Source organism: Candidatus Aeolococcus gillhamiae, from assembly GCF_016464765.1.
Taxonomy (GTDB): Bacteria; Chloroflexota; Dormibacteria; order Aeolococcales; family Aeolococcaceae; genus Aeolococcus; species Aeolococcus gillhamiae.
This window is the reverse complement of sequence record NZ_JAEKNS010000146.1, coordinates 1-18,186: the sequence shown is the minus strand read 5'-3', so window position 1 is coordinate 18,186 and position 18,186 is coordinate 1. Positions and strand designations below refer to the sequence as shown.

Below are 18,186 nucleotides of genomic sequence, written 5' to 3'. Positions count from 1 at the left end.
CTGTTCAGGAGACAGCCACCTCATCGCGCACGCGGTTGTCCGCGTCCACGAGAACCACGCGCGGGCTGTGCGCCATCAGCTCGGCGTCGGTCATCTGGGCGTAGGCGATGACGATCACGACGTCGCCGCATCCACCGATGTGCGCCATGGCGCCGTTGAGCCCGACCTGTCGGGGTTTGCCCTCGATCGCGTAGGTGATGGCGCGCGAGCCGTTGGTGACGTTGACGACGTGGACCTGTTCGCCCGGGACGATGTCCGCGGCCAAGAGCAGCTCAGGTCCGAGCGAACAGGAGCCCTCGTAGTCGAGGTCCGCGTCGGTCACCGTGGCCCGGTGGATCTTGGCTCGGAGCACGACGCGCCGCATCACTCTCTCCCATGGACGCCGTTGACCCCCGGGACCTGTGAACCCTGCGAACCGGCGGCGTCCAGCGGAGCCTCGTCGATTCCCAGTCGGATCACGTCAATCAACCGAGTGCTTCCTATTCTACCAGCGACCAGAATTTGGCATCCGGGGCCGGCCACGTCCAGCGGGCTGAAGCTGTCGGCGTCCACGGCGGCCACGTAGTCGACCGCCAAGCCGGCCGCCTCCATGGGCCGTCGGACCAGGTCGCAGAGCCGGGCGGTGCCGTGCTCGCCCTCGGCGAACGCGGTCACCGCCGCGCTCAGGCCGGTCGGTATCGCGAGCGCTCGGCGGCGGTCGTCGGCATCGAGATAGAGGTTGCGGCTGCTCAGCGCGAGGCCATCGTGGTCGCGCACCACCGGGCAGACGGCGATCTCCACGCCGGTGTCGAGGTCGCGGGCGAGCCGGCGGACCACCGCGCATTGCTGGGCGTCCTTCTGGCCGAAGTAGGCGCGGTGGGGACGGCAGGCGATCAGCAGCTTGGCGACGACCAGCGCCACCCCGTCGAAGTGGCCGGGCCGGTGCTCGCCCTCAAAGACGTCGGTGAGCGAGGGGTCTACGCGGACCGCCGTGGCCATCTCGGGGCCGTACATCGCATCGACGGCGGGGACGAAGACCGCGTCGACGCGTTCCTCGGTGAGCACGGCGATGTCCTGGTTGAGCGTGCGCGGGTAGCGGTCGATGTCCTCACCGGCTCCGAACTGCAGCGGGTTGACGAAGATGCTGACCACCACGCGGTCGCAATCGGCGCGGGCGCGCTGCAGCAGGCTGCGGTGGCCCGCGTGGAGCGCCCCCATGGTCGGCACCAGCCCCACCAGCAGCCCGGCCGCCCGGCAGCGCTCCGACCACCGTCTCAGTTCGTCCGGGGTGTTCAGCTGCCGCGGCGGCTCCGGGGGACGGCGATCAGTGGTAGCTGTGCTCATCGTCGGGGAACCTGCCGGCGGCGACGTCCTCGGCAAAGGCGCACGCCGCGGCGATCACCTGGTCGCCGATCTGCGCATAGGCCCTGGCGAACTTGGGCATCGGGCCGCGGGTGATGCCGAGCAGGTCGTAGGCCACGAGGACCTGGCCGTCGCAGTCCGGCCCCGCACCGATGCCGATGGTGGGGATCGAGACCGCCCGGGTCACGGCGGCGGCGAGGTCGCGCGGGACGCCCTCGAGGACCAGGCTGAACGCGCCAGCACCCTGGAGGGCGCGGGCATCGTCGAGGATCCGCTCGCGGTCGTTCGCGGAGCGGCCCTGCACCCGGAAACCACCGAAAGCGTGGACGGACTGCGGGGTGAGCCCCAGGTGGCCCATCACCGGGATACCGCATTCGACGATCCGCGCGGCGACGTCGACGACCCAACCGCCACCCTCCAGCTTGACGGCGTGCATCCCCGCCTGGACGAGGTCGACCGCATTGGCGACCGCCTGGTCGACCGAGCGGTGGTAGGAACCGAACGGCATGTCGCCCACCAGCAGCTGGTACGGCGCACCCCGCGCCACGGCGCGGGCGTGGTGCACCATCTCCTCCATCGTCACCGGGAGGGTGGTGTCGTAGCCGAGGTGATTGTTGCCAACACTGTCGCCAACGAGGATGGCGGGCACCTCCGCCGCGGCGAGCAGCCGGGCAATCGCGACGTCGTACGCCGTGACCATGACGAACCGTTCGCGGCGCTCCTTGCGAGCGCGCAGGTCGTGGATGGTGACCGGCACCGTCGTCAGGCCACCCGCGGGTGGGCCACCACCTTGGAGGACGAGCGGGTCGTGCGCGGAGCCGCGGCAGCAAGGGTGTCCGCCACGGCCTCGCGGCCGGCCGGCCCGGCCAGGGAGAGGGCCTCCAGTGACAGACGCCGGTAGAGCTCGCGCGTGTTGGGGTCGGCGGTGAGGACGTCGAGGTGGCGGGCGACCGTGGTGGCGTCGCCGCGGACCACCGGCCCGGTCAGCGCGCCGGCAGGTCCGCCCTCGCGGGCGTTGCTGACCGCACCGGCGAGCAGGGCGACGAGCGCGCGGTGCGCATCTGCTCGGGCCACACCGGCCTCCTCGAGCAGGCTCGTGGCCCGTGCCAGCAGTGCCAGCGGGGCGTTGCCGGCGAGGACGGCGGCCGCGTGGTACAGCGCGCGGCCATCCGCCGGGACGTCAATGGCGTGGCCGCCGAGGTCCGCGACCAGCCCGAGGAGGGTGCTGCGCAGAGGCTCCTCCGCCTCCACGGCGAAGCTCGACCCGCGCAGCAGCGGGGCGCTCCTAGCACCGGCGAGCGCCTGCAGCGGGTGAAACGAACCGACCTCGGCGCAGGTGAGGCGCAGCGCCGCGAGCACATCAGGCCCATGAGTGGCGCTGCAGTGCACGAGCGCCCGGGCGCGCAGCGCGCCACCGGTGGCGGCGACGGTGGCAGCCACGCGCACGATCTCGCCGTCGGGCACGGTCGCGAATGTGAGATCAGCGGCACACATGGCGGCCAGCGCGGTGGGGACAACCTCCGCCCCGGTCGATGCGGCCAGGTGGGCGGCATGCGCCGGAGTCCGGCTGTGCACGGCGACGATGCGGTGCCCCGCGTCATGCAAAGCGGTCGCCAGGGCGGATCCCGCCCGGCCGGCCCCAATGAAGGCAAGCGCCAACCTCGCCTCAACCTCGGTCGCGTCCACCGTCTCGGTCACCTCGTGATCCAAGCGTTGCCTGCTGTCGCTCGGCGCAGCTCCGGTGCGCTTACCTCACGGCGCCTAAGCGTCCGCGGGCTCACCGGTGAAGTGCCGTTCGCCGCAAGTGTAACGCCGGGTACGCGCTATATTCGGTGCTCGGCGCGACCGGTCCAGCGACGTCGGGGTCGCCTGGGGCGCTACGCTCCGGCGGCCGCCTCTGAGGGCGTCTCGCCGTCGGCGGCTGCCGCCGGGCCGCCCTCCATGTCGGCGATCATCTTCTTCATCTCGGCTGCTTCCATGGTCTCCACCTCGATGAGGCGGGCGGCCAGGGCACGGAGGATGTGCTCACGCGGGCGGAGCACCTCCTTGGCTTTCTGGAAGGCGGTCTCGACGAGGTGGTGCACCTCCTGGTCGATCTCGCTGGCGATGTCCTCGGAGTAGTTGCGCTGCTCGCCGAGGTCGCGGCCGAGGAAGACGAGCTCCTCCTTGGTCCCGAAGGTCAGCGGGCCGAGCTTGTCGCTCATCCCCCACTCGGTGACCATGCGGCGGGCCAGCTGGGTCGCCTTGCGGATGTCGTCGGAGGCGCCTGTGGTGATGTTGTTCTCCCCGAGGATCAGCTCCTCGGCGCAACGACCGCCGAGGATCTGCGCGAGCTGGTCCTCGAGCTCGGCCTTGCTGACCAGGTACTTGTCCTCCGACGGGAGGCTGAGGGTCCAGCCAAGCGCCATGCCGCGACTCACCACCGAGATCTTGTGGACCGGGTCGGTGTGCTCGAGCAGCATCCCCACCATGGCGTGGCCCATCTCGTGGAAGGCGATGGTGCGCTTCTCGTTCTCGAGGATCACGCGGCTCTTGCGCTCCGGACCCGCGATGACCCGGGCGATCGCCTCCTCCAGGTCGGCCATGATGATGACCTTGCGGTTGTTTCGCGCCGCCAGGATGGCGCCCTCGTTGATGAGGTTGGCCAGGTCGGCGCCCGAGAACCCCGGGGTCTGCTTGGCCAGCACTTCGAGCTCCACCGACGGGTCGAGCGGCTTGTTGCGTGCGTGGACCTCGAGGATGGCGCGCCGGCCGCGGATGTCGGCACGGTCGAGCATCACGTGTCGGTCGAAGCGGCCGGGGCGCAGGAGCGCGGGATCGAGGACGTCGGGGCGGTTGGTGGCCGCGATCACGATCACGTGTGTGGCCGTCTCGAATCCGTCCATCTCCACGAGCAGCTGGTTGAGGGTCTGCTCGCGCTCGTCGTGGCCACCACCCAGCCCGGCGCCGCGCTGGCGGCCCACGGCGTCGATCTCGTCGACGAAGACAATGCACGGGGAGTTCTTCTTGGCCTGGTCGAAGAGATCGCGGACGCGGCTGGCGCCGACCCCGACGAACATCTCGACGAACTCGGAACCGCTGATGCTGAAGAAGGGCACCCCCGCCTCGCCGGCGACGGCCTTGCTGAGCAGGGTCTTGCCGGTACCCGGCGGCCCTACCAGGAGCACGCCCTTGGGGATGCGTGCCCCAACCGCGGTGAACTTGTCCGGGTACTTGAGGAACTCGACGATCTCGCTGAGCTCGGTCTTCGCCTCCTCGACACCGGCGACGTCCGCGAACGTGATCGCCGGCTTGTCGCCCGTGAGCAGGCGGGCACGGCTGCGTCCGAAGGACATCGCCTGGTTGTTGCCGCTCTGGGTCTGGCGGAAGATCCAGATCAGGAACAGCGCCATCAGCGCGAAGAAGACTAGGTTGGGCAGAAGTGCCAAGAGGAAGTTGCTCCCACTGCTGGAGTCGTTGCGGAAGTTGGTGTAGCCATTATCGGTGAAAATCTTGAGCGCTTCGGCACTGGAACCGACAGTGGTCTGGTACTGGTCGCCATTGGCGTCGTACCACGCGACCGTGGTGCCGTCACCGTTGATGACCGCACGCTGGTTCGCCTCGCTCGACAGGGTGTTGAGCTTGTCGGTGCTGTGTGCCTTGTAGTTCTGCGCCGCCTGGGCCAGTACGCCCGAGTCGCGGGCGGTTGCTGAGCTGCCCTGTGCGCCGTGGACGAGCACGTAGACAATGAGGATGAAAACGACCGCAAGGGCACCGTAGGTGATGCCGCGACGAGGGGTGCGCATTGGCCGCAGTCTACCAGAGGGTCTCCGTTTGACCCCCCTGAACGAAGTGCGTTGAAAGCCGTTTCAGGGCACGGACAAACCGGGCTTGCTGAACTGTTTCAGCCGTTCAGCAGTCGGCGCTGATGGTCGGCCAGAACGCAGAGGCGCCGCCGCGCAGCCGGGAAGACCTGCTCAAGCGCGGGCAGCAGCTCGTGACGGACCCGGGCGCGCAGGAAGCGGCGGTCGTCGTTGGTCGGGTCGTCGACGGTGGGCAGCGCCAGCGCAGCGCAGTAGGCGTCGACATCGGCGCGCCAGACGCGCAGCAGTGGCCGCGCCAGCCGCCCGTTGCGCTCCCCCATCGCCGCCAGCGCTCGCGGCGTCGCCCCGGACAGCGCACGCATCAGTACGGTCTCAGCCTGGTCGTCGGCGGTATGCGCGAGAGCGATCGCGGTCGCGCCGATGCGGTCGGCCAGTTCCGCAAGCGCGGCATGGCGGGCGTCACGCGCGCGGTCCTGCAGCGATGATCCCCGCAGCGCCACCGTCACCGACAGCGCGGTGAACGGCAGCTGACGTTGTGCCGCTGCCGCCTCGACCACGTCCGCCTCGGCGCCTGAATCGTTACGCAGGCGGTGGTCGACGTGGGCCACGTGGAGCGTGAGCCGGCGGGGCGGCGCCAACCGCGACAGCGCATCGAGCAGCGCGGTCGAATCACGGCCCCCGCTGCAGGCCACCACCACGGTTTCGCCGGCCTTGAGCACGCCGCGTGCATCGATGGCCACGGCAACCGCGCGACGCAAACGCCCGACCGCGGCTGCGCGCTGCCGCGGCTCCAGCGTCGATCCGTGAACGCTCATCGGCCGCCTGTTGTCGGCGTTGGTGGCGGCACCTGGATTCGAACCAGGGACATACCGGGTATGAGCCGGGTGCTCTACCAACTGAGCTATGCCGCCGAGAGGAAGGGAAATTGTAGGCGAGGGGCGAACAGGCTCCCCTCGGGCCGCGAGCACGCGAAGCCGGCGCGATTCATCGCGCCGAGTGGGGTGTGAGATGCGGCGGCGATGCGGAGCGACAGCGGCGCGCGAGGCGCGCCGAGGAGTGGGTGAGGTACATCGGATTCATTCCGACGCACCGAGGGCGAGGATCTGCCTCGCCCTGTGAGAGATGCCCCACGCGGCTGTGCCGCGCGGGGCATCTATTGCGGCGGCCGGACTCGAACCGGCGACCTTCGGGTTATGAGCCCGACGAGCTGCCACTGCTCCACGCCGCCCCGGCAGTTTAGCGCACCCGGCTTCAGCGGCCCCGCTGGTCAGGCCGGGACGCGGGCCAGGCCGACACGCGCAACACCCCCGGCCACCTCGGTCTCGTGGACGCTCATACCAGGCGGGACAACGCCGATCTCGAGGTCCGCCGCCAGCGTTTCCGAGGAGAGGTAGTCGCGATGCTCGTCAACCGCGGCAGCGTACGCGGCCGGGAGTTCGACGACCAGGTGGATGTGGTCGGCGAGATGGAGGCCGGCGTCGCGCCGCGCTGACTGCACCAGCCGCACGACGTCCCGGGCCAGCCCCTCGCGCTCCAGCTCAGGGGTGACGCTGAGATCGACGCTCACCGCACCCGTGGAGGACTCGAGGACGCGGGTGCTGGACTCGTCCTTGGGCCGGATGGCCAGGGTGAAGTCGCCGGTCCCGAGCCGGTGCCCGGCGACCTCCAGGCCGTCCTCGACGAGGCGCCAGTCGCCCTTGCGAGCCGCGGTGAACACCGCCTGCGCGTCCGGCCCGAGGCGCGGTCCGACCACGGCCGCGTTGACGGCGAGCACCCGCCGCGCGATGGTGTCAACGTCGGCGATGAGCTTCACCTCCTTGACGTTGACCTCGTCGGCGATCAGCTCCTTGTAGGCCTCGAGCAGCCGCGGGTCCGGCACCGCCACTGTGATCGACGGAAGCGGCAGGCGAACCCGCAGGTTGGCAGCACGGCGCACCGAGAGCACCGCCGAACAGACGTCGCGAACCGCATCCATGGCGGCGACCAGCTCGGCGTCGGAGGGCAGCGAGCGCGGCTTCGGGAAGTCGGTGAGGTGGACGCTGCGCGCTCCTGTCAGGCCCCGGTACACCGTCTCCGTCATCAGCGGCAGCAGCGGCGCGGCCAGGCGACAGAAGGTGGTCAGTACCGTGTGGAGCGTGTCGTAGCAGTCCGTCTTGTCGTCGTTCATTCCGTGCGTCCAGACCCGCTCGCGGCTGCGCCGGATGTACCAGTTGTTGAGCGCGTCGATGAACCCGAGCAATGACTGGCAGGCACCGTCGAGGTCATACGCGTCCATCTGTTCGACGACGTCGGCGACGAGCGCGTCGGTCTTGGCGAGGATGTAGCGGTCGAGCACGCCGGAGGCGTCGCTGCGCGCGCGCGCGCGGTAACCGTCGATGTTGGCGTACTCGCAGAAGAACTTGTACGCGTTCCACACCGGGATGACCACCTGGCGCAGCCCGGCGACAATGCCGCGCTCGTCGGCGACCAGGTCCTGGCCGCGCAGCACCGGGGAGCTGAGCAGAAACCAGCGCATGGCGTCGGCGCCGTGGTCGGCGAACATCTCCTCGGGGTCGGGATAGTTGCGCAGCCTCTTGCTCATCTTCTGGCCGTCGTTGCCGAGGATCACGCCGTGGACCACGCAGTTGCTGAACGCCGGCTTGTCGAAGAGGGCGGTGGCGAGCACGTGCAGGTTGTAAAACCACGCCCGAGTTTGGCCCATGTACTCCACGATGAAGTCGGCGGGGAAATGCGAGGCGAACCAGCGCTCCTGCTCGAATGGGTAGTGCACCTGCGCATACGGCATCGAACCGGACTCGAACCAGCAGTCGAGCACCTCCTCGACCCGTCGCATCGTCGAGCGCCCGGATGGATCGTCAGGGTTGGCCCGGGTGAGCTCGTCGATGTGGGGACGGTGGAGATCCGCCGGGCGCACCCCGAAATCGCGCTCGATCTCGTCGAGCGAACCGTAAACATCGATGCGCGGGAAGGCGGGATCGTCGCTCTTCCACACCGGGATCGGCGATCCCCAGAAGCGGTTGCGGCTGATCGACCAGTCGCGCGCGCCAGCTAGCCACTTGCCGAAGGCGCCGTCGCGCACGTGCGCAGGGACCCAGTTGATCTCCTGGTTGAGCTCGAGCGCTCTGTCCTTGATGGCGGTGACCTCAACGAACCACGAGCCCACCGCCCGGTAGATGAGCGGGGTGTCGGTGCGCCAGCAGTGCGGGTAGCTGTGCTCGAAGGTCTCGTGCCGCACCAGCGCGCCGATCTCGCGCAGCCTGCGCACGATCTTGGGGTTGGCCTCGAAGACCTGCAGCCCCTGCCAGTCCGGCACCTCGGCGGTGAACCGACCGCTCTGGTCGACGGGCACGACGACGCGAATGTCGTTGGCCTCGCAGAGCCGCTGGTCGTCCTCACCGAAGCCGGGGGCCATGTGCACCGCCCCAGCCCCCTCGTCCTCGGCGATGAAGTCTGCGGCGAGGAGGCGGAAGCTGTTCGGCTCCTCGTCGAAGAAATCGAAAAGCGGCGTGTACGACCGTCCCACCAGGACGTCGCCGCGCACCGTGTCCACGCGGGTGGCACCGGCGAGCTCCTCGGCATAGCGCTCCGCGGCGCGCTCGCCGATGATCCAGCGCTCGCCGTCGCGGTCGAACACCGCGTAGTCGATGGTGGGGTCCACCGCGATGGCGAGGTTCGACGGGAGGGTCCACGGCGTCGTGGTCCAGACCAGGAGAGACGTGGGGACCGGGTCGTCGGGGAGCGGACGCAGACGGAACTTCACGGTCACGGCGGGGTCCTGGCGCGGGCGATACGCGTCGTCGAGCCGGGTCTCGAAGTTGCTCAGCGGGGTCTCGCACTCCCAGCAGTAGGGGAGCACGCGGTGGCCCTCGTAGATGAGCCCACGTTCCCAAAGCTGCTTGAACGCCCACATGACGCTCTCCATGTAGGAGATGTCCATGGTCTTGTAGTCGTTGTCGAAGTCCACCCAGCGCGCCTGACGGGTGACATAGCTGCGCCATTCCTGCGTGTACCGGAGCACCGAGCTGCGGCAGTGCTCGTTGAAGCGGTCGACCCCGTAGGCGTTGATGGCAACGTGACCGGAGATGCCCAGCTCACGCTCGGCCTCCATCTCGGCGGGGAGGCCGTGGCAGTCCCAGCCGAATCGTCGCGACACCCGGTAGCCGCACATCGTCTTGTAGCGGGGCACCGCGTCCTTGACGAACCCGGTGAGCAGGTGACCGTAGTGAGGAAGCCCGTTGGCGAATGGCGGACCGTCGTAGAAGACGAATTCGCGCTCGGGGCTGCGCTGCTCCACCGACGCGGCAAAGGTCTGGTCCCGCTCCCAGTAGGCGAGCACCTCCTCCTCGAGAGTGGGGAAGTGCGGCCGCGGGTCGACCTCGGGGTATGGCTGCTCGCTGGGCGGCACCGTCATAGCCTATCGGAAGCCGGCGGACGGCCCCGCAGAGGCGGCGTCAGTGCGCGCTCGGTGAGGGCATCACGAAGACGAGCGGCGTCGGCGACGGGCGCGGCGTGGCTGAGGCCGCGGGCGACGAGCTCGGCGAAGTCCCCGGGCTTGCTGACGGCGATGGCGACGGCGACGGCGCGTAGGTTGGCAGCGCCGCGTTGATGCCCCCGCTCGCGGGTAATGCAGCACCGGGTGTGGTGATGATGAACATCGTCTCGCCCGGGAAGACGAAGCCCAGCCGGCGCGCCTGACCCTCGAGCCAGGCGACGTTGTTGGTCTCGCCGATCTGCTGGCTGCGCTGCGCGATCTGCTGTTGCAGCGTGCTGTTCTGCGCGTTCAGGGAACGCACCCGGGCGTCGAGCGCGTTGCTCTGCGCGGCAGCGGAGAACACGGCGTAGGCGGCCAGACCTGAGAGCGCGGCCAGCCCGGCGATGACCAGGCGGCGCAGCGGACTCGCATCCGGTGCGATGACATGACGAAGAATGGGTCGGCCCTCGAGAGCGTGTGCAGGAACTGGCCGTACGACCGTCCATAGAATGGACGCAACGCGTCATTTTGACAAGGTCGGCCGATTCAGCGCGGCCGGGACGTGGCCTCCCAGCGCCGCCGCCACTCGGCCTGGTCGAGGTCGTGCAGGTCGACGCCGTCGCTGCGCGCCTCCTCCTCCAGGACATGGAAGCGATCGACGAATCGGTTGGTACGCGAGCGCAACGCGTCCTCCGGGTTGACTCGCAGCCGGCGCGCCAGCGCCACGGCGGCGTATAATAGTTCGCCCACGGCTTCTTCGAGCGGCGCGGCCGGCCGGCACACCTCCACCGTCCAGTCCTGCCCTCGAGCCGGCGCTGCCGGCGCCCCCTCGGCTACGCTGGCCAGGCGTTCGAGCGCCGTCCTGGTGGCGTCCAACGCGTCCGTCGTGCTCGGCATCTCGTCGAAGCCCAGTCGCGCCGGGCGCTTCTGAACGCCGTGCGCGAACGCCAGGGCCGGCAGCGCGCTGGGGATCCCCTCGAGCAGCGACAGCCGTTCACGCTTCTCGGTGCGCTTCAGACGCTCCCAGTTGACGACCACTTCCGCGGCCCCGCCGACAGCGGTGCCGGCAAAGACGTGCGGATGGCGATGGATCATCTTGGCGCGGGTCACCTCGGCGACGTCACCGACGTCGAAGCCGTCGTCGGTCTCGGCGGCGATCGCGCAGTGCATAAGCACCTGGAGGAGGACGTCGCCGAGCTCTTCGCGAAGCGTCGCCACGCCCTGCGCATCGATCGCCTCGAGCAGCTCATACGTCTCCTCGAGGAGGTACGGCCGCAGGCTGGCATGAGTCTGCTCGCGGTCCCATGGGCACCCGCCTGGGGCGCGGAGGCGCTTCACGACTTCGTTGAGTGCGCGCAGCGAGTCGACGGCGGCGTCCCTCATCGCTCACAGCGTACGCAGTTGCCGGTATCCGACGCGCTGCGCCAAGCCGCCTTCATGAGCGTGGCGATGTCGTCAAACATCCCACCGGCAGGGGGCACATCTACACTCGCGGCAGGACCCCTGCACGAGGTTGGCCGACACATGGAGCCCGAGGCGCCCACCGACGACCTGCTCGCCCTCACACTCGAGCTCGCCGGCTCGCTGGACGCCCGCACGGTGATGGGGCGCATCCTCGAGCGCAGCCTCACGGTGGCTGGCGCAGACCGGGCCACTCTCTCGAGCTTCGTCGGGGATGGGCTGGTCATCGAAGCCTCGGTTGGCACCGGCGGGGAGGTCACCTGGGTGGGGCGCGCGTACCAGACGGAGTCCCTGGCGCGACAGCCTCTGGTGCAGGAGCTGTTCGAGACGCGCCAGACGGTGCTCGGTGGTCCGATGACGACGTCCCAGGCGCACACGGAGTTTCGCGAGGCGCTGGACAGGGTGCTGCACACCGCCACCGTTCCGGTACTCGAGGCGGGCGAACTGGTCGGCATGCTGGTGCTCTCGCGCTACGCGGACCAGGCCTTCGTGGGCTCCGACATCCCCAACCTCACCGCCTTTGGAGCCCTCGCGGGCCTGGCACTGCGCAACGCCAAGCTGTATGAGGACGCGACCGCAGCGACCCGCCGCCTCCAGGCCGCCGCAGAAGCTGCGGCGGACGTGGCCACCCTGCAGGACCTTCCCGCGCTCCTGCAGCGGATCATCAAGCACGCCTGCCAGGCGGCCGGGGCCGACTCAGCGGCGGTGATGCGCGTCGAGGCCGACGAGGGCGTGGTCGAGGCCACGTCAGGGATCGCCCCACTCGGCAGCAGGTGGCCGCTTGCTGCGGAGATACGCGACGCCATCGACGCCGGCATGCCGATCCAGGTGGCAACCGCACAGACCGACATCGAGGCTGCCCTGGAGCCCTATGCGTCGCCGTACAGCCACGCGTTGGTCGCGCCGCTGCGTTTTTCGGACGACCTGCTCGGCATCCTCGTGATGGGTCGCCACCACGGTCGCGAGCCGTTCTCGGCCGGGGACATCGCCGGCCTCCGTCATTTCGTGACGCCGGCCGCGCTGGTGCTCCACAACGGTCGCCTGGTGCACCGCCTGCGCGAAGCGGAGAAGATGAAGCGCGACTTCATGAACATCGCGGTGCACGAGTTGCGCGGTCCGCTCACGGTCATCGAGGGCTACACCGAGCTGCTCATGGCTGATGAGGCCGTGCACCTCGACGAGGAGTCGGCCAAGCAGCTGGCCACGATCCGGCGCCAGGCTGCACATGCACGAACGCTCGCCCAGGACCTGCTCACCCTGGCACGCATCGAGAGCCACGATCTCGGCGTCGCGCACGACCGCCTGATCGTCGGTGAGCTTGTGACCGCGGCCATCGAGCGCGCTCTGCCGCGGTCACGGCTTCGGTCGGGAACAATCGAGATGCACGGGGTCGAGGCCGTCCAGGCGGTCGGTGACACCGCCCTGGTCTCACGCGTGCTCGACAACCTGCTCGCCAACGCCATCGCGTACTCGGTGAGGCGCCCGGTGATCACGGTGACCGTCGCCGCCGAGAATCGCACCGTCGCGGTGCGCGTGCAGGACAACGGGCCGGGCGTCGGCGAGGACGAACGCGAGCGCATCTTTGCTCGCTTCGCCCGTGGCGCAGGCCACGGCGCCGTGCAGGGCTCGGGCCTTGGCCTGTACCTGAGCCGGGAGTGCGCGCAACGCATGGGTGGTGACCTTGTCCTCGAAGAGAGCGGCGCCGAGGCGGGCAGCCGCTTCCTGCTGACCCTCCCCGCCGCCTAAGTGCCGACCCTCCCCCGGATCCTCTGCAGGCGGCCAAGCTCGCGCAGCACGCCGAGGAGAACCTCGCGCCAGTCCGCGCCACGGCGCGCCGGCGCTGTTGCCACCACGATGCGCGTCGCCGTGGCGGTCGCCTGGCTGCGCCACTGGTTGACCGCGCCTGCCAGGTCGACGCCGTGGTCGACCGCCAGCTGCACGCGCACTCCCCCGTCGCCCGACTCGACCGCGACCACGCCGGCTGCGGCGGCGAGAAGGCGGACGCGCAGCGAGGTCACGAGTGCCTCGGCTGCGTCGGGAAGCGGACCGAAGCGATCGACGAGCCCTCGCGCGGCGCGCTCGAGGTCGGTCTCGGTCGCGCAGGCGGCGAGCTCCTGGTAACAGCGCAGCCGGAGCCGCTCATCGGTCACGTAGCTCACCGGCAGGAACGCTTTCACAGGCAGAGAGACGCTGACCTGCGCCGGCGACTCCACGATGGGCTTGCCCTGCAGCGCGGTGACCGCCTGGCGCAGAAGCGTGTTGTAGAGCTCGAGCCCGACCGCGGCGATCTCGCCGTGCTGCTCCTCGCCGAGGAGGTTGCCCGCGCCGCGGATCTCGAGGTCGTGCATTGCCAGCTTGAAGCCGGCTCCGAGGTCCTGCAGCTCACCGATCACATCGAGGCGTTTGTCGGCCTTTTCCGTGAGCGACCGGTCGGGCGGGTACAGAAGGTAGGCGTAGGCGCGCTGTCCAGCCCGGCCCACCCGCCCGCGCAGCTGGTAGAGCTGGGCCAGGCCGAGCCGGTGCGCGTCGTTGATGACGATGGTGTTGGCGTTGGGGATGTCCAGCCCCGACTCGATGATGGTGGTGCAGACGAGCACGTCGATGCTGCCCTCGCCGAACTCGCGCATGACCTCCGCCAGCGAGTGCTCCGGCATCTGGCCGTGGCCGACCGCGATCCGCGCCTCCGGCACCAGCCGGCGCAGCTCCTCGGCGTGCCTCTCGATCGTCTGCACGCGGTTGTGCAGGAAGAAAACCTGGCCGGCGCGGGCCAGCTCGCGGGTGATCACCTCGCGAACCAGTGACTCCTCGCGGGCGGTGACGTAGGTCTTGATCGGCTGCCGCTCCTCGGGCGGGGTCTGGATGACCGAGAGGTCGCGGATGCCCGCCAGGGACATGTGCAGCGTGCGCGGGATCGGCGTCGCCGAAAGCGACAGCACGTCGACAGCCACACGCAGCGATTTGAACTTCTCCTTCTGCAGGACCCCGAAACGCTGCTCCTCGTCGATCACCACCAGGCCGAGGTTACGGAACTCCACGTCGCGTTGCAGCAGCCTGTGGGTGCCGACGACGATGTCGACACCGCCGTTGCGCAGTCCCGTCAACGTGTCGGCGATGTCCGCGTCGCTGCAGAATCGCGACAGCTGCCGCACCGTGACCGGGAAGGGAGCGAGGCGCTCGCTGAAGGTCAGGAAGTGCTGCTGCGCAAGAACGGTTGTGGGTACGAGCATCGCCACCTGGCGTCCCTCGCCGGCCGCCTTGAAAGCGGCGCGCAAAGCGAGCTCCGTCTTGCCGAACCCGACGTCGCCGCACACCACGCGATCCATCGGTCGCGAGGACTCCATGTCGCGCTTGATCTCGTCGAGCACCATCTCCTGGTCTGCCGTCTCCTGGTAGGGGAACGAGGCCTCGAGCTCGCGCTGCCAGGTGCCGTCGGGGCCAAAGGCGTGACCGTCGGCCATCTCGCGGCGGGAGTAGAGCGCCAGCAGCTCACGCGCCACCTCCTCGGTCCGCTCCTTGACGCGCCGCTTGACCCGCTCCCATTCGCCGCTGCCCAGCCTCGAAAAGTGCGGGTGCGAGTCGGCACCGCCCACGTAGCGGTCCACCCGGTCGAGGTGGTCGACGGGGACGAACAGCTTGTCGCCGTCGGCGTACTCGATGGTCATGTACTCGTGTTCGCCGAGCGCGTCGCTCACCGTGCGCATCTCGAGGAAGCGGCCGATCCCGTGATCGCGGTGTACCACCACGTCGCCCGGCGTGAACCGCATCACGAACGCGCTCGCTGCGGCATTGCCCGAGGCGGCGCGCCGCGCGCCTCGTACCGACGTCGATTCCGCGCGCCTCGCCCCCCGCGCCAGCGGGGAGCCGCGCCGTTTCACGGCGCCGAACAGCTCGTGATCGGTGTACACGTCGAGGCCCATCTCTCCGGTCGAGAACCCCGCGGAGAGGTCGCCCCCGGTCACCGCGAAGGCTCCCGGTGGCAGCGTGGTGAGGTTGCCGTCGATCTCCGCGATGTCGACAGGGTCGACGCTGCCGTCGCCCAGCAGCTCCTCGACGCGGTGCTGCTGCCGGCTCACCACCAGCACCGACGCGCCGGTTGCGGTCACCTCCCGCGCGGCTGCGGTGAACGCCTCGATGCGCCCGACGTAGCTGTCCACGCCGTGCCAGTCCAGCACCACCTCCCCGTCCGTCTCGCGCACAAGCTCGATGCAGCGGTGCTGCTCGAGCGCGGCCAGCAACGCAGACGGCGTGAGCAGGCCGGTGCGCGCCCCCGGGGGCAGCTCACCGCGCTCCTCCTCCTGGGTGCGCAGGTCCTCGATCTCGTCCGCATGACGCTGGGCGCTGCGCAGCACCGCCTCACGACCACCGGCCAGCAGGACCACGGCGGAGTCGCCGGCGTGGTCGAGCAGCGTCGTCGGCGGCGACTCGAGCAGGTACGGATAGAAGAGGTCGACGCCCTCGTCGTACGCGCCCACGCCGAGCTGCTCGCGGTCGCGCTGCCACGCCTCGCGCACCTCCGGACGGCACGCCGAGATGTCGAGGCGGTCGACCTCGCGGACAGCACGCTCCACGGTGACGGCGCGCAGGTCGAGCTCGCGCGCCGGCCACAGCGCGACCTCCTCGAGCTTGGCGATGGACGTCTGCGTCTCGACATCGAAGGCGCGCAGGTCCTCGACCTCGTCGCCGAACCACTCCGCGCGCCAGGGTCGCGCCCGGTCCAGCCCGAACACGTCGACAATCCCGCCGCGCACCGCCATCTCGCCCGGTCCCGAGACCGCGCTCACCCTGCTGTAGCCGAGGTCGGTGGCGCGGCGGATGAACTCGTCCCGTGAGCGCCGCTCGCCCCTGCGCAGCTGGATCGACTCGCCGCGCACCACCTCGACCGGCAGGGCAGGCCGGAGCAGGCCGGCCGGCGACGCCACGATCAGCGGCGCGCTTCGCTGGGCGAGGAGCGCAAGGGAGGCGAGGCGGTGCCTGGTCACCTCCTCCGACGGCGGCACGCGGTCGAACGGTGGCGTGTCGGCGGCGGGAAAGAGGCCGAGGCCGTCCGTGCCACCCCACAGCGCAGCGTCGGAGCTGAGCAGCTCAGCGTTGCTGCCCACCAGCACAACCGGGGCACCGGTCGCCTCACGCATCCACCAGGCCAGCAGCGCGATGGCGCCAGCCGGAACGCCCCCGACGCGCCCGTGCTCGAGGCTGCGCAGCTCGCGCAGCCCGGCTGCGGCGTCGAGCCGCCCGCGCAGCGTCGCCGGCTCAGTCGTCAGGGGCACGGTTGTATTCGCTCATCGCGGGTTCCAGGCCGTCGCGCACCAGCGCCATGACCGCCGCCGCCGTCCGCGGCAGCACCGCGGCCAGCCGGTCGCGTTCCTCGGGCGTGAAGCGGTCGAGCACGTAGTCGATCATCTGGTCGCGCTCGACAGGTCGCGACACGCCGATGCGCACACGCAGGAAATCAGGGGTGCGCAACGAGTCGACGATCGAGAGCACGCCCTTGTTACCGGCGGCGCCGCCGCCGCGCTTGAGGCGCAGACGGCCCAGGGGAAGGTCGACGTCGTCGTGAACCACGATGAGGTCCTGCGCTGGCACGCCGTACGTCGCCAGCAGATGCACTGCAGCGCGGCCGGACACGTTCATGAAGGTCTGCGGTCGCGCGGTGACGATGTCGTAGCCGCCGACCTGGCCCTCGCGCACCTTCGCCGGCCCCTCGCGGCGCTCGCGCCCGAAGCGACCGCGCGACTCCAATTCGGTCAGGCACATCCAGCCGACGTTGTGACGGGTTCGCGCGTACTCCCCGCCTGGATTGCCGAGCCCGACGATCAGCGACGCCATCAGCGGGCCGGCACCAGGTCGGGGACAGGCTGCCCCGCGAGGAGAGCACGCGTCGCCTCAGTCATCGACGCCGCGTCGCTCGCCTCAGCGTGGTCGTGGCCGAGACAGTGGAGCAGGCCGTGCACGGCGAGCAGTCGCAACTCTGCGGCGCCGTCGCCACCCGACTCACGATCCTGGTCGACGGCGCGCTCGACACTGATGGCAAGGTCGCCGACGCGGCCGGCCTCGGCGGCGGGAAAGGCGAGCACATCGGTGGGCGCGTCGGTGCCCAGGAAGCGCGCGTTCAGAGAGCGTAGCTCCTCGTCGTCGGTGAGCCGAACTGCCAGGGACGCGCGCGCGGGCACCCCGAGCGCGTCACCGCTGGCACGCAGCAGCGCACCGAGGCGCGCGCGCCGGATCGCCCCGCGATGGGTCGCGAGGGCCACGGAGTCGGCAGACCGGATGCTCACTCTCATCGCTGCGCGGACGACGCACGAAGCCCGGCGCGTCGACTGTGCCGCGCATCGGGCCCCTGGTGAATGCGGTCAGCCTGCCTTGGCGCGACGCTTCTTGGCGGCGACAAGCTTGCGCTTGCGACGGACCGACGGCTTTTCGTAGTGCTCGCGACGACGAACCTCGGAGAGGATGCCGTTCTGCTTGATCTTCTTGTTGAAGCGTCGCAGCGCGCTCTCGAACGTCTCGCCCTCGCGGACCTTGACCTCCGACACTAGTCGGAATCACCTCCTTCAGCGCCGCCCGGCGGGCAGCAGAAATTATCGAATGCCTGTGCAGGGCTCAATTGTACTCAGCCCCCGACACCCGGCGCTGCCGCACCGGTCGGAGGAGCGCCACCGCCGCCACGCCACCCAGCGCACTGGCGCTGAGCGCGAGCGCGAAGGCAGCGCCGGCGCTGTGGTCAACGATCGGTCCGGCGAGCGCCGAGCCCACCGGGAGGCCGACGAAATTCAGGCTCATCGAGACAGCGAAGGCGCGCCCCATCCACGCCGGCGCCGTCGCACGCTGACGCAGCGAGAACAGGCCGATGTCGAACGGCCCGTTGGCGATCCCGAACACCGCCATGCCGGCGGCCACCATCGGCACGCCACCACCGACCGTGGCCGCCACCAGCATGCAGCCCATGGCGACAACGCTGACAGCGGCGCCGACGGCGATGAACCAGACCTCACGGCCTTCGCTGTCCATGCGTCCAGCAAGAGCGCCGGCGATGATTCCGGTGACCCCCATCACCGCCCACATCGCCCCCACGGTGGCAGCGCCGCTGCCGTACCGGGTGAGCAGCAGGAC

Annotated in this window: 14 protein-coding genes, 2 tRNA genes and 1 pseudogene; 1 reads left to right on the top strand and 16 read right to left on the bottom strand. The window is 69.9% G+C overall.

Annotation, left to right across the window (positions count from 1 at the left end; translation table 11 throughout):
• Positions 1–4 precede the first annotated feature (4 nt).
• The 11 genes from panD to mazG form a co-directional block, all read right to left on the bottom strand.
• The gene (panD, locus tag JF886_RS14755) at positions 5–364 is read right to left on the bottom strand and encodes an aspartate 1-decarboxylase (protein ID WP_337313772.1); all 360 of its coding nucleotides are present in this window, start codon (positions 362–364) and stop codon (positions 5–7) included.
• Positions 364–1,323: a pantoate--beta-alanine ligase gene (panC, locus tag JF886_RS14750; protein WP_337313770.1), complete on the bottom strand. Its 960-nt coding sequence runs from the start codon at positions 1,321–1,323 to the stop codon at positions 364–366. Before panC ends, panD begins: the two co-directional genes overlap by 1 nt.
• Positions 1,304–2,107 carry a 3-methyl-2-oxobutanoate hydroxymethyltransferase gene (gene panB / locus JF886_RS14745; protein WP_337313867.1) on the bottom strand — a complete coding sequence of 268 codons (804 nt, stop codon included), beginning with the start codon at positions 2,105–2,107 and terminating at the stop codon, positions 1,304–1,306. The genes panC and panB overlap by 20 nt, the downstream gene beginning before the upstream one ends.
• Positions 2,104–3,039, bottom strand: a complete 936-nt coding sequence (locus JF886_RS14740; RefSeq protein ID WP_337313768.1) for a Rossmann-like and DUF2520 domain-containing protein — start codon at positions 3,037–3,039, stop codon at positions 2,104–2,106. Before JF886_RS14740 ends, panB begins: the two co-directional genes overlap by 4 nt.
• A gap of 179 nt (positions 3,040–3,218) precedes the next feature.
• On the bottom strand, positions 3,219–5,126 hold the full coding sequence (gene ftsH / locus JF886_RS14735; protein WP_337313766.1) for an ATP-dependent zinc metalloprotease FtsH: 1,908 nt from the start codon (positions 5,124–5,126) through the stop codon (positions 3,219–3,221).
• A gap of 98 nt (positions 5,127–5,224) precedes the next feature.
• Positions 5,225–5,959 carry a tRNA lysidine(34) synthetase TilS gene (tilS, locus tag JF886_RS14730; protein WP_337313764.1) on the bottom strand — a complete coding sequence of 245 codons (735 nt, stop codon included), beginning with the start codon at positions 5,957–5,959 and terminating at the stop codon, positions 5,225–5,227.
• A 20-nt stretch (positions 5,960–5,979) separates the two neighbouring features.
• Positions 5,980–6,055, bottom strand: a tRNA-Met gene (locus tag JF886_RS14725).
• Positions 6,056–6,300: 245 nt separating this feature from the next.
• Positions 6,301–6,372, bottom strand: a tRNA-Met gene (locus JF886_RS14720).
• A 39-nt stretch (positions 6,373–6,411) separates the two neighbouring features.
• Positions 6,412–9,555 carry an isoleucine--tRNA ligase gene (gene ileS / locus JF886_RS14715; RefSeq protein WP_502711441.1) on the bottom strand — a complete coding sequence of 1,048 codons (3,144 nt, stop codon included), beginning with the start codon at positions 9,553–9,555 and terminating at the stop codon, positions 6,412–6,414.
• A 40-nt stretch (positions 9,556–9,595) separates the two neighbouring features.
• Positions 9,596–10,012: a septum formation initiator family protein gene (locus tag JF886_RS14710; RefSeq protein ID WP_502711442.1), complete on the bottom strand. Its 417-nt coding sequence runs from the start codon at positions 10,010–10,012 to the stop codon at positions 9,596–9,598.
• 149 nt (positions 10,013–10,161) lie between these two features.
• The gene (mazG, locus tag JF886_RS14705) at positions 10,162–10,998 is read right to left on the bottom strand and encodes a nucleoside triphosphate pyrophosphohydrolase (RefSeq protein WP_337313760.1); all 837 of its coding nucleotides are present in this window, start codon (positions 10,996–10,998) and stop codon (positions 10,162–10,164) included.
• 141 nt (positions 10,999–11,139) lie between these two features.
• On the opposite strand from mazG, the gene JF886_RS14700 reads away from it, so the two are divergent.
• Positions 11,140–12,822 carry a sensor histidine kinase gene (locus JF886_RS14700; RefSeq protein ID WP_337313758.1) on the top strand — a complete coding sequence of 561 codons (1,683 nt, stop codon included), beginning with the start codon at positions 11,140–11,142 and terminating at the stop codon, positions 12,820–12,822.
• Here JF886_RS14700 and mfd read toward each other — a convergent pair.
• The 5 genes and pseudogenes from mfd to JF886_RS14675 form a co-directional block, all read right to left on the bottom strand.
• Positions 12,819–16,343, bottom strand: coding sequence for a transcription-repair coupling factor (mfd, locus tag JF886_RS14695; protein WP_337313757.1), 3,525 nt, complete (start codon positions 16,341–16,343; stop codon positions 12,819–12,821). The two genes, JF886_RS14700 and mfd, sit on opposite strands and share 4 nt — an antisense overlap.
• The gene (pth, locus tag JF886_RS14690; RefSeq protein WP_337313756.1) at positions 16,327–16,902 is read right to left on the bottom strand and encodes an aminoacyl-tRNA hydrolase; all 576 of its coding nucleotides are present in this window, start codon (positions 16,900–16,902) and stop codon (positions 16,327–16,329) included. The genes mfd and pth overlap by 17 nt, the downstream gene beginning before the upstream one ends.
• The gene (ybeY, locus tag JF886_RS14685; RefSeq protein WP_337313754.1) at positions 16,902–17,351 is read right to left on the bottom strand and encodes an rRNA maturation RNase YbeY; all 450 of its coding nucleotides are present in this window, start codon (positions 17,349–17,351) and stop codon (positions 16,902–16,904) included. The genes pth and ybeY overlap by 1 nt, the downstream gene beginning before the upstream one ends.
• A gap of 75 nt (positions 17,352–17,426) precedes the next feature.
• Positions 17,427–17,609, bottom strand: coding sequence for a 30S ribosomal protein S21 (gene rpsU, locus JF886_RS14680; RefSeq protein WP_337313752.1), 183 nt, complete (start codon positions 17,607–17,609; stop codon positions 17,427–17,429).
• Positions 17,610–17,676: 67 nt separating this feature from the next.
• A pseudogene (locus JF886_RS14675) lies at positions 17,677–18,186 on the bottom strand (hypothetical protein); the annotation flags it as partial.

What these genes read in the sequence shown, in the direction of transcription:
- panC (WP_337313770.1), bottom strand. Translation starts at nt 1,323, where the DNA reads ATGAGCACAGCTACCACTGATCGCCGTCCCCCGGAGCCGCCGCGGCAG.
- pth (WP_337313756.1), bottom strand. Translation starts at nt 16,902, where the DNA reads ATGGCGTCGCTGATCGTCGGGCTCGGCAATCCAGGCGGGGAGTACGCG.
- ileS (WP_502711441.1), bottom strand. Translation starts at nt 9,555, where the DNA reads ATGACGGTGCCGCCCAGCGAGCAGCCATACCCCGAGGTCGACCCGCGG.
- ftsH (WP_337313766.1), bottom strand. Translation starts at nt 5,126, where the DNA reads ATGCGCACCCCTCGTCGCGGCATCACCTACGGTGCCCTTGCGGTCGTT.
- JF886_RS14700 (WP_337313758.1), top strand. Translation starts at nt 11,140, where the DNA reads ATGGAGCCCGAGGCGCCCACCGACGACCTGCTCGCCCTCACACTCGAG.
- panD (WP_337313772.1), bottom strand. Translation starts at nt 364, where the DNA reads ATGCGGCGCGTCGTGCTCCGAGCCAAGATCCACCGGGCCACGGTGACC.
- mazG (WP_337313760.1), bottom strand. Translation starts at nt 10,998, where the DNA reads ATGAGGGACGCCGCCGTCGACTCGCTGCGCGCACTCAACGAAGTCGTG.
- tilS (WP_337313764.1), bottom strand. Translation starts at nt 5,959, where the DNA reads ATGAGCGTTCACGGATCGACGCTGGAGCCGCGGCAGCGCGCAGCCGCG.